Annotated in this window: 8 protein-coding genes; 4 read left to right on the top strand and 4 right to left on the bottom strand. The window is 39.1% G+C overall.

Annotated features, from left to right (window positions below):
• Positions 1-144 precede the first annotated feature (144 nt).
• The 3 genes from UABAM_RS02340 to UABAM_RS02330 form a co-directional block, all read right to left on the bottom strand.
• Positions 145-1,974: a S8 family peptidase gene (locus UABAM_RS02340; protein ID WP_151966386.1), complete on the bottom strand. Its 1,830-nt coding sequence runs from the start codon at positions 1,972-1,974 to the stop codon at positions 145-147.
• A 196-nt stretch (positions 1,975-2,170) separates the two neighbouring features.
• On the bottom strand, positions 2,171-3,205 hold the full coding sequence (locus tag UABAM_RS02335) for a hypothetical protein (RefSeq protein ID WP_151966385.1): 1,035 nt from the start codon (positions 3,203-3,205) through the stop codon (positions 2,171-2,173).
• Positions 3,206-3,272: 67 nt separating this feature from the next.
• Positions 3,273-4,892 (bottom strand): endonuclease/exonuclease/phosphatase family protein, encoded by a 1,620-nt coding sequence (locus UABAM_RS02330; RefSeq protein WP_173013094.1) that lies wholly within the window; start codon positions 4,890-4,892, stop codon positions 3,273-3,275.
• A 240-nt stretch (positions 4,893-5,132) separates the two neighbouring features.
• Between UABAM_RS02330 and UABAM_RS02325 the strand changes: the two genes are divergently transcribed.
• A complete protein-coding gene (locus tag UABAM_RS02325; RefSeq protein WP_151966383.1) occupies positions 5,133-5,354 on the top strand; it encodes a helix-turn-helix transcriptional regulator in 222 nt (73 codons plus the stop codon).
• Between the two features lie 164 nt (positions 5,355-5,518).
• Positions 5,519-6,739 carry an outer membrane protein assembly factor BamB family protein gene (locus UABAM_RS02320; protein WP_151966382.1) on the top strand — a complete coding sequence of 407 codons (1,221 nt, stop codon included), beginning with the start codon at positions 5,519-5,521 and terminating at the stop codon, positions 6,737-6,739.
• Positions 6,740-6,775: 36 nt separating this feature from the next.
• On the opposite strand, the gene UABAM_RS02315 is transcribed toward UABAM_RS02320, so the two are convergent.
• Positions 6,776-7,192, bottom strand: coding sequence for a hypothetical protein (locus UABAM_RS02315; protein ID WP_151966381.1), 417 nt, complete (start codon positions 7,190-7,192; stop codon positions 6,776-6,778).
• A gap of 181 nt (positions 7,193-7,373) precedes the next feature.
• Between UABAM_RS02315 and UABAM_RS02310 the strand changes: the two genes are divergently transcribed.
• Together UABAM_RS02310 and UABAM_RS02305 are read left to right on the top strand one after the other, a co-directional pair.
• Positions 7,374-9,398, top strand: coding sequence for a serine/threonine-protein kinase (locus UABAM_RS02310; RefSeq protein WP_173013093.1), 2,025 nt, complete (start codon positions 7,374-7,376; stop codon positions 9,396-9,398).
• A gap of 40 nt (positions 9,399-9,438) precedes the next feature.
• The gene (locus tag UABAM_RS02305) at positions 9,439-13,074 is read left to right on the top strand and encodes a serine/threonine-protein kinase (protein WP_151966379.1); all 3,636 of its coding nucleotides are present in this window, start codon (positions 9,439-9,441) and stop codon (positions 13,072-13,074) included.
• Positions 13,075-13,134 lie beyond the last annotated feature (60 nt).

Here is a 13,134-nt window from a genome sequence, read left to right as displayed (position 1 = left end):
ATTAAAACAGAAAAATGGTACCTAACTTACGATAAAACAGAATAATGGTACCTGACTTCGATCAACTGCTCTCCATATGTCTTAAAACAAAATAAAAAACCCCACTTGAGGTGGGATTTTTATCTCAATACGTCAATAAACGGTTTAACGAAATGTACGGCTTATTTCCTCAAACTCTTCTCTAGTGTCCTTTTCAAATCTCCATACGAATTCATTATCAATATTTTCTAGGACCATATCTGCGCGGCCATTTACTCTTTTGTTTCGACCTCTGCGATTGACAAACGCTACGGAGAAACGCACGATAGAAGTCTGCTGGTCAACGTCAATGTCTACCCTACGAAGGGTAACAGTAACACGTCGACTCAAACTAGAAAAAATTTCTTGTAGATCTAAGGCGAAGTCTTGTATGACTTTTTCTTGGGTAAAAACTTCTGGGCCAGGTTGCGGTTCCGGCTGTGGTTCTGGTTCCGGCTGTGGCTCTGGTTCCGGCTGTGGCTCTGGTTCCGGCTGTGGCTCTGGTTCAGGTTGCTGTTGAACAGCCAATACGGAGTTTAGAGCATTGACAATACCTGCTCCCACACCATTTTCGTTTCTATTACCAACAATGTTTTGGATTAGAGTTGTTTTTACTTCTTGCGGAGTTAGGTTTGGATTTGCCTTTAAAATCAAAGCGCAAACTCCTGCAACGTTTGGAGTTGCCATGGATGTCCCTGATAAGAATCTGGTAGAATTCCCTGGAGATGTAGAAAGAACCTGTACACCAGGACCAGAAAGATCAGGTTTAGGAACGCCGTCGGCATTTGGACCGCGGCTACTAAAAGATGCAAGGTTACCATTGGCATCTACCGCACCAACGGTGATTGCTTCAGGTGTTGACCCAGGACTTCCAATAGGACTTTGTGTTCCATTGGCATTATTTCCAGAGTTACCAGCCGCAACAACACATACGACACCGGCGCTAATGGCATTTTTAATCGCCTGCTCACCAAAATCTGTTCCCTCAAAGTCCCCCGATGAGCCTAGACTCATACTGATAATCTCAACGTCAGCGTTTACCGCTTCCTGGATACCATTTACGATTCCAACAAAACTTCCTGAACCACTACCATTGAGTACTTTTATTGCTAAAATACTCGATTTGGGGGCAACTCCAAAAGTCCTACTTGCGATACTTCCCGCACAGTGTGTTCCGTGTCCATTGCGATCGTCATCAGAAGTAGATTCTCCAGTAAAATCGGTTCCCACAATTACGCGGCCTTCAAACTCTGGGTGAGAAGCCTGTACACCAGTATCCAATACGGCAACAACGATTCCCTCCCCCTCGTTACCCAATTGACTATTTACATCATCTGCCTGCATCATTTCACGAGAGTAGGTATTGAAGCTATCGAAACCAGGTACAGCGTCCCCCTCGGCTAGTATTCCAAAACCTTTTTGGCGTTTGCGTTGTTCCCTACGTTTTATGCGCCGTGCATTTGCACGAGGACTAATCACAATTTTTGTTTGTGAAACAGTTTTTTTACTCTTCACATTTTTGACTTTGACTGGCTCAATAAACTGAATTTCTACATTGAGTTCAATCAAACTTACCTGAGGATGAGCCAGTAACTCAAAAATAATATCGCGACTCAAAACTGCAGAAATAGAGTTTGTAATCCAAAAAGCCTTCGACTTGTTTACACGACCTTGCGACTTTAAGTTACTTAAAATATCACGTAAATTTCTTTGTTCATCGGCGGCAGTGTCTTTTAAACGTTTGCGTATGGCTCGCAAAAGCTGCTTACCACCGCCTGCTCTGCGCAATAAACGGCGAATTTTTTTTCCGTTAAGTTGTTTATTGAGCGTCACAACGACATCAAATTCTTCGCCGCCGTTGTCTAAGGCCGCTTGTAAACTAGGACCGATTACTCCTTCAGCACTTAGTGTCAGTGCGAAAAACAACGTACATAAAATACATAAGTATTTAGTCATAAATACCTCCCTATTGATAGAATTCAGATCAGACACGTCGTTATTCTAATTTATTGTGTGGGTAACATGTCTATTAATAGCATATAAAATTATGATGCTTTTTTCCAGGAATAAGATTTCTTTTAGGAGGAAACTCAACAGATCTACACAAAAAAGAAACTTTTATCGATGACAAGTTTATATTCACAAGATAACCTTAATGGTGTTCCAGGTTTTCAAGAAGTGTTCTTCCTTGGGTTGTGAGGTAAAAATTTTGTTGTTGGTCGTACCACGGAACATTTATCGTTAAATCTATTTCCACCAAACCAAAGTGAAGTAGATGCCCAATAGTGAGAAGGAGTAACTCTTTATTTTCGGCATTCTCTTCTAATTGCGACAATGAATTCGCATTCGAATTCCCCAAAGTGCGCATGACTAGATTACGCTGCGCAAGGACGAGAAAAAAGTAGCGTACCCACGCAATTTCACACGGTTTATTGGTTGTTTTTCTACAGATAGTCGGATAGTTTTTGACTTGGTCTATTGTGAGGTGTGAAACGATGATATGCCAAGGCTTTTCGATTAAATTTTCCTGGTGAAAATTGTTAATTGTTTGGCGAAAGATATCCTGTTGTGCTTTGTCAGGATGTTTCGCAATATATGTTTGTAACAATGGGTGTGTCGGTGCTATGCATTTTAGGTATTGCATAGCTTGTTCTTCGATATCTTCGGGGTTTCCCATACGAATGTCTTGTCGATAGTCATTGGTAAAGTAATTTACCCAACCTCGCATCCACGGGTGGTCATTGTGTGGTGTGATACTATTACCGGCATTGAGCTGTGAAATTATTTTACAACGATTGAAAAAAACTTCTATTCCATGCCCGTAGTAGCTTTTGGCGACCCCTTCCCAGGCTTCTTCCATCGCTAAGGCGAAAAGCTCCTTTGTTGATGGATCGTATTCCAGGCGCCAAACACCTTTTATTTTAGCAATAGCTTTTACAACGCGTTGCGCATGCTGTGTTATAATTTCGGCGTAAAAGCCTCCGCCACAGTGCTCTTTTTCCAATTGTGCGACACTGGGCATTTTATGTTCGTCTTTTTCAATGGCGTTTATAACATCTGTACGCAGTATTTCAAAATCCACTAGTTCCAATAACATGCGTACTGTGCTGCTTTTGTAAGCAACATTGTAATTCTCCACAACAAACTGCCGTGCTTTGTTGATAGAATTTTGTATAAAATCGTTCACTTTTTCTCCGCCGATATGAGATGTCGGCAAAGCGGGTGTAGGAATATACACCCGCTTAGTCTAGTGGTTAATCGTTATCTTTTGTTGAAAATTCTACAAAACAAGGACGATTGCCAGAAACCTCTTTTGATGCTGTCCTGTCATCGTTTGCAAAAATTTGTTCGTCGAATTTATCGACACCAAGCTCTACTTCTTGCTCAGTGACTTCATTGAGGTCAAAGAAAAAGTTGTCCACAACGTCTCTGTCGGAAATATTTGTTCCTACAGTAGAGATGTCTACAGGTCTTCTGAAGGCGGCAAACATGTCGCCTGTTCCAAGCAACTCTTCCCACTCCGAAAAACGTGGAGCACGATTAAAACATCCGGTTAAGATAATGTCTTTTTCATTGGGAAATTGATTCTGTACTTCTCGAAAAACAGTGGGTAGCTGTCTTATCTCTTCCTTGGTTGCGGTCAGAGATCTTGTTGTTGTATGGTGTGTGAGCACAACAAAATCAAAATTTCCGGCTTTAAAACTGGAAAAGACCGGTCTTCGTTGAAAAGATCCCGAGGAAGTAAAGCGCGCCGCTTGTTGTTGTGTAATGAACTCTTTATTCCACAAAAAAGCATAGGGTAGTTTTACTTCAAAATCATATTCTTTTCTCGATAATTTCAGCTTTTCCACAAGCCTTTCAATTACCTCTTGGTCTCTCACGTCTTGCAAGGCAATAAAATCATACTTTTGTACGATACTTTTAATGGTAAACAATTCGTTTTCATCTCGACTGCTACTTGAAAAACGTCGTACGCGCCAAGTTGCCATTTTAAACGTCGGTGGAAAATCATTGGGAATATCAATTTTTAGGGATATCGGAAGATGGTCACTTACTTGGTTGGCTTTTTCAATGTCGATTTCCCCAAGCTGATCTTGAAAAAACTCCAAGACAAAGTCCTCGACTTTTGGATTTTTGATTTCTACATTTTTAGCAAAAATGTAGTCCACTTGTTTAGCGAGGTGACTTCCATCAATGATTCTATTTTTTCTAAGAGTGGTAAGTTGCCCTCGATCCAAAGAAGTTTTCAATCCAATGTCGAGAAGAGGGCTAAAATTTCTTTCGAAACTTCGATTGTGCTCCATGTTAAGGTCGCCCACCACAAAAATACGTGTTTCTTGTGGCAAATTAGAAAGATTATTGGCAATTTCTTCCCACTGCAACTTGCGTTCAGCAACACGACCACTGGCTTTGGCGTGCAAACTGACTATTTTGATATCTTCACCGCGAAAGTTGAAGTCTGTCACAAAATAACCACGCTCGGTTTGTAAATCTGGATGAGTGAATTCTACAATTTCGGAATTGACTAAGTTTCCTAAACCAGCACGCCACAAAAAAGCATAACGCTCTTTTTTTCCGCCTTCACCGGTTTCATCCGAAAGTGTAAGTCTCCACTCCAAACCTGTTTTTTGTGCCAATCTATCTTTTAAAATTTCTGCAGAGTTGCGACTGTCACCTCTTACATCAACAACTTGGTTGATTTCTTGTAAACAAATGACGTGGTCATCAGATAGAACTTCCAATACTTTATCCATTGCTTCTTGGTTGTCGAGTTTCGTTTCTCCAAAGTTTGCAATGTTCCAAGTCGTGATTTGAATTTCTTCACCTATCACAAAGGAAAAAAGTATAGCGATAGTAATAATGATTTTCTTCATTTTACGGTCCCTCTTTACATATTGTTTTTTGCCTATTTTCTCCATCATACAAAAAAAATAGGTTTCTATAAAGAGGGTAACATATATTGATGAAAAAAATTTACAAACAGACCTAAACAAAGCACCTATAAATATTTATTTCAAATAGCGATATTTACACGTGTAAAACGCTATTTTGTCGTACGACGTGTTACAATTTTATTGCGCTCACAATAACAATAATTTTTTTGGAGAAAGAACATGATCATACATTCCATACAAGGTGCCGCTCATTTTCTAGGTTGTAGTAAAAAAACAGTACAAAATCTGATTAAAAAGGGAGAGATGCCGCAGCCCATGCAAGTTCAACACAATCAAAAAACAGGCAAGTGCAAACGATTGTGGAGTTCAGAACAACTTGAGCCTATAAAAAGAAAGGTACGTAAACGAAAAAAATACATTCCGCTTTCGCTGAGGAAATAAACGTTGACAAAACTAACGATAGGTCCCATTCATCAAAATTACTTGTAACAACAATCCACACCAATTATAATTTACAATCGATTTTGTCATGGAGGTTGGAGCTTTTGCAAAAGGAGAGGCACGCTTTCTTAATAAGTTGTAGAGTCTTTTACGAAAGGTTTCTTATGAAAATGTTCATCATATGCAGTATGTTGTTGTCAATATCACTATATGCCGATAATTGGCCAAATTGGCGTGGTGTAGAAAATAATGGTATCAGCAGTGAAAAAGAATTTCCTGCCAAATGGGACAAAGACAATATTCATTGGCGACTTCCATTGCCAGGCGAAGGTATGGCCACTCCTGTTGTATGGCAAAACAAGATTTTTGTCACATCGGCAAAAGGCAACGATTTGGTACTACTATGTATCAATACGAACGGAAAAGTGTTATGGGAACGCAAACTAGGAACGGGAAATCGTTCGGTATTTAGTGGCGAAGGAAATTTTGCGTCTCCCTCACCTTCGACAGACGGAAAATATGTGTGGACATTTATCAGCTCAGGAGATTTAGCTTGCTATGATTTTGACGGCAAGAAAATCTGGCATGTGAATATTGCAAAGCGCTATGAGAATTTCAAGATGTACTTCGTGATGTCCTCTACTCCCCTACTCGATGGAGATAGACTTTACTTACAACTGATACATGCCAATGCCCAAAGAGTGTTGGCACTCGATAAGAATACAGGAAACGAAATTTGGAAACACAAGCGCCAAAGTGATGCGCGCGCAGAGTGTTTACATTCTTATGCGTCTCCGGTTATTTATCGCGATGAAAACACCGAACTGCTGTTAGTCCATGGTTCTGATTACATCACCGCTCACAGTTTAAAAGACGGTAAAGAGATTTGGCGCCATGGGGAACTACATAACAAAAACCGCTACAATCCATCTCTGCGTTTAGTTGCTTCGCCGGTAGTTACAAAAGGATTGATTGTGGTTCCTTCCGCAAAAAATGGTCCGGTTCTTGGTCTCACCCCCAACGGAAAAAAATTATGGCTGCGCAAAAGAGGTACACCCGATGTTCCTTCTCCTTTAATCTACGATAACCTTCTATACCTTTGCCGCGAAAACGGTGATTTAATATGCATGGATGCGATAACCGGCAAAGAGTTTTACAAACACAAAACCGATCGTTCGCGCCACCGAACTTCTCCCGTGTACATTGATGGCAAAATATACGTCATTTCTCGTAGTGGTGTTGTCACAGTAGTTAAAGCGGGTAAGGAATTTTCTGTTCTGGCAACCAATACGCTAAACGAAACGATCGCGGCTTCTCCTGCGATTGCCAACGGTGTTATTTATTTGCGAAGTTACAAGGCATTGTACGCAATAGGAAAAAAATAGTAGATCACTTCATAAAGATAGAGACTTCATAAAAATCTATAAGTAATCCAACGCACTCAAAAGAGCGGTAAAGTACAACCCCGCTAACATCGCGCCACGGAACAAAACTCCCATACAGGAAATTTCTTGTACTGAGGGAGTTTTGGCCATGCGTCCTCGCCAACCAAAGCCAATGCGATTTTCGATAAAAAATAACACAAAGTCGCGGACTCTTGGTACATAACTTAAAACATAAAAAGACGCGGTTAACCCACATATCCAAAGAATATTATGTGCTGGCACATACGCTCTATAGTTTACGGCTGTTTTTTTCCATACATCATCGGATACTAAAAGAACCAGCATCACAATAAAAATAGCTGGCGCAACTGTTTTCAATGGTGACTTTTGCGGCAGTTTTTTTTCGGCGAAAATCAATTCTTTTTGTGCATCCTGTAAATATTTTTTATCCATAGTAAGCCTTACTGCATAAGTGGAAATTTTACGGCGAACGAAAATACACCAACGTTTGACTATTTCATAAACATTCTCTACTCTATTATAATAAAATATCGCAGCTTTGTATTTTTTTTCTTATAGTATATAGAGTTATATGTAAGATGTTGTATTCTGCTAAACTATGGGGCATGTGAACATGCAATTACTGAACAATCGCTATTTATTACAAAAAGTGTTGGGCCAAGGAGGCATGGGCCGCGTTTATCTTGCGCTGGATCAACAAACAAACAAGCGCGTTGCGGTGAAGGAGTGTTTTTCTTGTCAAAATAAAAAAGACATACGTCGTATAAAACGCGAGTACTATTTCATGAAAAAAGTTGATCATCCTCATATCGTCAAAGGTATCGACTTTTTTGAAATAGCAAATCGCTATTTCATTGTGATGGAATACATCGAAGGCATTACGTTACGTAAATTGATCGAACTACACCCACCAAACGTTGACTTTGATCAGCAGCTCAGAATTGCACAACAAATATGTAGTGCGGTAGCTACTTTGAACGAGTGTGATGTAATTCACCGCGATTTAAAACCCGAGAATATCATGCTCATCGGAGAAAAATATCACCCCATGCTACTCGATTTGGGGATTGCCAAAATTACCAACAAAGAACTCACTACCCTCACAAAATCGGATGCGATTGTGGGAACGGCGGCATATCTTAGCCCTGAACAAGTAGATGGAAAAGTGAAGTTCAATAGCGATGTGTTTAGTCTAGGTGTGATTTTATATCAGTTTTTTAGTTGGCAGAAAACCTCCCCTTTTTACAGTGAAAACACCCTAAATATTTTGATGAATGTTGCACAAAAGCCTTTACCTACTTTATTTTCCATCATTCACAGCGATAATCCGCATTTTTATAAATTATCTCTAATACTCGATCGCGCAACACAGAAAAAAAGTCGTTTGCGCACATCATCTGCCACACAGTTATGGAAAGAGCTAAAAAATATTAAACGCAATAAATTGACAATTTATGCGCGGTATTTCGCATTGCAGTTATATCACTATAAGTGGCTGTGTATTTTACTTATAGGCGTAAGCGTCGCTATAGTCAGGGGTATAACGGATAATTACAGGCAACAAGCAAATAGCTACATAAGCAAAGCACAACATTTTTACGGTATTGGAGAGTACAGCAAGGCAATTGACTTCTACAACAAAGTAATTGACTTAGGGCGGGAAGATCACACGATCTATACACGGCGCGGCGGTAATTATCATGCTTTACAAAAATACCACGAGGCAATCGCCGACTACAATAAAGCCATGGAGTTATCTTCTCGCTCCAGTGCGCTTCATAATTTGAGAGGTTTGAGTTATCACAAACTACAAATGTATGACAAAGCCATTGCTGATTTTAGTCATGCGATAAAGAGTGAACCCAAAATGGCAGAAGCCCATAATAACAGGGGGTTATGCTACTATTCATTACAAAATTACGTCAAGGCCGTCGAGAATTTTTTACGCGCCGCACAACTTAAACCACAGCTAAACTCCGCGCAAGAAAATCTTGTCGCCGGTTATCTGATGTTAAAAGATTTTCACAAGGCCATTACCCACGCCAATAATTCGATTAAGTTGACACCTTACAGTGCCACCGCTTATAACAACAGAGCGGAAGCCTATGCACATCTATTAAAGTACGACAAAGCCATTGCCGACTATACAAAGGCCATTGCCTTGAGTCCTCAGGCTACACCTTCCTACTATGGAAGAGGCCGCTGCTACTTTGAACAAAAGCATAGTCAAAAAGCATTGCAAGATCTTACCCTCGCGATACAGTACCAACCTGACTACGAAAGCGCTTATTTTTTACGTGGGCGTGTTTTCGTGAGTTTACGAAAATATAAAGAGGCTATCGCCGATTTTAGTAAGTTAATCAAGCTCCAACCACAGCAAGGTCAGGCCTATCATGAACTCGCCCTTGTTCACTATCATATTAAAAATTACCGAAAAGCTTTGGAAAATTTTGACGAATGTATTCGTTTACAGCCCCGGGCGGAGGTATATGGTAATAGAGGTATGGTCCACAATCAGTTACAAAATTATCAACAAGCTTTAGATGATTGGGAAAAAGCCATTGAACTTAATCCCAAATACCGTCCACTCATTCAACCCAACATTATTATGTTGAAAAATCGTTTGCGAAAAAAATGAATATCATCAAGATGATTAGTATGCTATAGAAAGTCAAATTATGGAAAAAACTATTGGAAAATATCAAGTAATCAAAGAGCTTGGTCGCGGTGGTGCCGGGCAAGTCTTACAAGTTTATGATCCTGAATTTCGCAGAACACTGGCCCTGAAAATCATTATTGAACAAAACAAAAAAAATTTGCAACGTTTCCAACGCGAAGCGCAGTTGAGCGCTTCTTTAGAGCATCGCAACATTCCAAAGATTTACGATTTCTTTTTCCATAATAACCACGCGTGCATCGTCATGGAGCATGTTGAGGGTAAAAATGTGATCGACTATTGTCAAGAAAAACAACTGTCGACAAAGCAAAAATTGCGACTGATGTGCAAGATTCTAAGAGCGATAGGCTACGCACATGGAAAACGCTTATTACATCGCGATTTGAAACCAGAAAACATTTTGGTCTCTGATGATGGTGAACCACACATCCTCGATTTTGGCATCGCAAAAAGTCATCATGTGGAAGATAAATCATTGACAAAAACCGGTGAAATACTGGGAACTCCAAGGTATATGTCTCCCGAGCAGGCTTCTGGACGTTTACGAAATCTAGACCATCGTTCCGACATCTACTCTTTGGGGGTCATTCTATATGAAATGATCACCAATAAAAAGCTGGTCACCTCGGAGACAACAATGGGGGCACTATTTGAAGTTTTAAACGACAAACCTACTTTTTTACGAAGTACTCAAATTCCTAGTAGCATACAAGCGGTGTGTTTTCGCGCTCTGGAAAAAAAAGCCGATAAGCGTTACCAAAGTACTCAAGAAATGGCCCAGGAGATCAAGAAAATACTCGGTGGCAAAAAAACAAATAATATGCGCTTCTATTTGCTGTGGAGAAGCACCGCATTTCGCGCGTTTTGCATTTTATCATTGGTTGTTGCCGTTTTGCTGCCTATTTATTTAAAAACAATATTACCTAATCCTATTCAAATAAACAAAGAGCAAGCAAACATTTCCGAAGAGCAAGAGTTATGGACAGATGCTAAATTATTTATACAAATAAAATCTTACACCAGCGCGTACAATATACTGGTTCGCATCTTAGCCGATATCAATACCTATGAGAAAAAAATCAAAGACGAAAATAATTTGCAAGGTAAATTACATGACTTTTACATGATGACTCTTGTGGGTACAAAGAGGTATGAGGAAGCGCGAAAATATTATACCAAACTCAATGTATCACAAAAAAGTTTTGTTTGTATGTTAGAGTTTGCAAAAGCCAATTATTTGTTAGATGACATCGATTTTGCCGTAAAGTATTTTCAAGAGATAAAAAATCCACCGCAAGATATTTCCCGCGAACTCAACTATTGGTTAGGAAAAATTGCTGTAAATCAAAAACAATATGCAAAAGCTATTTCATATTTCGAAAAATCTTCGGCCACAGAACATCCGCTCATCAATCTGTATTTGGGAATGTGTTACTTTGAAACAGCCAACAACAATACACAGGTTTTAGATAAGGCACAACACTACTTAGAAAAAGCGTTACCGCTCAATAGACCAGAAGTTTATCGTTACCTAGGTCAGCTTGACCTTGATAAAGATCCCGAAAAAGCAGTACAACATTTTGAGAAATGCCAACAATTACAGCCATACAATGGCACAAATCACTACTTTCTCGCCAAAGTTTATGAAAAATTACAGCGCTATGATGAGGCGTTAGATTCTTATAATAAATCTTTCGAATTTCCCTCAGAAAAATACGCAAATGCGGTAGCCGGTTTTATACGCGTTATTGCCAAAGACATTACCGTTAGTAATAAAATTTTTAACTATCCGGCCAACATCGTCGATAAAAACCGTTTATCGACTCCTGATTTAACAAACTTATTTATTCAGAAAGTCGCCCGGGATTATCACGATGACTTCCTGAAATGGCGCCAACAACAAAATAAAGAGCAAAAAATTGCTAGCTTCATTAAATTGTACCACTCAGGTGATGCGAAAGTTCGTCAAAGAGCGCTGAGAGCACTAATTTCTTATCGCCATCACCCCGATACATTGACTATTCTAGAGAAAGAACTCAAAACAAGTTACGATAAAGATTTAGAAAACGTTTTAGCCGAAGTCGCACAAACGCACAAAACCGTTTTATATCACAAAATAGCAAAACTTTACCTTCAAATACCCATTTTCAAACAAATCAAAGAACTCTACAAATCATATGATCGAGAAATATTAAAAAAAGAACGGCAAACGTTGTTGAATATCGCGAATGATCAACAACAAAAAATAGTGCTGCGTTACCTGGCATCTATAACGCTCTTTGTTTTAAACGAACAACAACAAGAGTCTATTATCTCCGAATGTGCCGCATATAAAATACGCGAAGTGTACAACTTAAATACAGATAAACACCACCAAGCTTTTGAAGAAAAAGTCCAACAACATCAGTCGTCACCTAGTAATGAGCTTTTGACTTTCGTCATCGCTTCTCTGTCGCGCAATCGAGTACTTTTAGAAAATCTACAACAGCATCCAAACGAATACATTTCCACCGTTGCTGCGGCACAAATGTGGAAATATGCAAGAGATCACCAATTGCAACAGTCACAAATGATACTAAAGCGCGGAATGAAACACTCCTCTTTCGTGGTAAGAGCCTTCAGTCATTTTCACTTTTGGTATCCCTTACCATCAGAGGAATTTGATGCAAAAGAGCATTTGGATTTAGTGAAAGAAGGATTAGGAGATAACGAGGAAGAGGTCAAAAAGATCATTTTATCTGTATTTGTCAACAGACCTGACATTTTAGGTAAAATAAAAAACGCTCAACAGCATTTTGAAAAAATATTTATGGGCGTTTTACACCGTAGCAAAGATGTGATTTTGCAACTCTATTCGATAATAAATTTAGGGGCTTTGGCAAAGACAAAAGACGATGTGGATAAATATCTCAAAGAGTTTGTCATGGATAAAAATGCCTCCGCATACACAAGGGCGTTAGCCCTTTTACATATGTTTTTTCGCAAAACGCAAGTTTTTTTATTAGGCACTATACATCACCTAGATGAAGTGAAAAAAATTGCTGTAAAAGATGACAATGAAGATTTTCGTATGATCGCATTTTGTACACTTGGTATTCTAGGTCTTCATTCTACAGAGTGTTTGAAAAACGAAAAATCTCCCAATGTCCAGGCCGCCACATTACTTTTTTCTGGTATTGTCAACCATCATCTAAAATTAAATCCTAAAAACAAAAAACAAGACATCAAAATAATAAAGCGTCTTTTACGTAGTGAGTCAAAGAATGTGAGAATGGCTGCCGCATCTGGCTACGTAATATACAATATGAAACATAACCCAAATATCTCAGGAGACATTGACCGTAAGCTACACAAGGTCGCAATGAAAATAAAAAAAATGCAGAATAGTGAGATAAACCATGGGGCAGCAATAGGAAGCTATATATTCTTACAAGACTATGTCTCCTCCGTATCTTTACACTTTATGCAGATACAACAACAAAAGACTTCCTATCCTGATAAATTTATCGCAAGCTTAGAACAGAAAATTAGCGAAGAGAACATCGAGACATATAAAAAGGTATTTAAAACGATCATCAAGTTAGACAAAACAGCGCGTTATCCACGTGAAGAGAAAATTTTACACATCGAGCGCTAGCTTATAACCATCAAGTTTTTCATGATTTAATTGCATGAAAATCTCCTTTAAAATTTTGGT

This window comes from Candidatus Uabimicrobium amorphum (assembly GCF_009002475.1).
GTDB lineage: Bacteria > Planctomycetota > Uabimicrobiia > Uabimicrobiales > Uabimicrobiaceae > Uabimicrobium > Uabimicrobium amorphum.
The sequence above is the reverse complement of the archived record's forward strand: the minus strand, read 5'-3'. Positions and strand labels throughout refer to the sequence as shown.

What these genes read in the sequence shown, in the direction of transcription:
- UABAM_RS02340 (WP_151966386.1), bottom strand. Translation starts at nt 1,974, where the DNA reads ATGACTAAATACTTATGTATTTTATGTACGTTGTTTTTCGCACTGACA.
- UABAM_RS02330 (WP_173013094.1), bottom strand. Translation starts at nt 4,892, where the DNA reads ATGAAGAAAATCATTATTACTATCGCTATACTTTTTTCCTTTGTGATA.
- UABAM_RS02325 (WP_151966383.1), top strand. Translation starts at nt 5,133, where the DNA reads ATGATCATACATTCCATACAAGGTGCCGCTCATTTTCTAGGTTGTAGT.
- UABAM_RS02320 (WP_151966382.1), top strand. Translation starts at nt 5,519, where the DNA reads ATGAAAATGTTCATCATATGCAGTATGTTGTTGTCAATATCACTATAT.
- UABAM_RS02315 (WP_151966381.1), bottom strand. Translation starts at nt 7,192, where the DNA reads ATGGATAAAAAATATTTACAGGATGCACAAAAAGAATTGATTTTCGCC.
- UABAM_RS02310 (WP_173013093.1), top strand. Translation starts at nt 7,374, where the DNA reads ATGCAATTACTGAACAATCGCTATTTATTACAAAAAGTGTTGGGCCAA.
- UABAM_RS02305 (WP_151966379.1), top strand. Translation starts at nt 9,439, where the DNA reads ATGGAAAAAACTATTGGAAAATATCAAGTAATCAAAGAGCTTGGTCGC.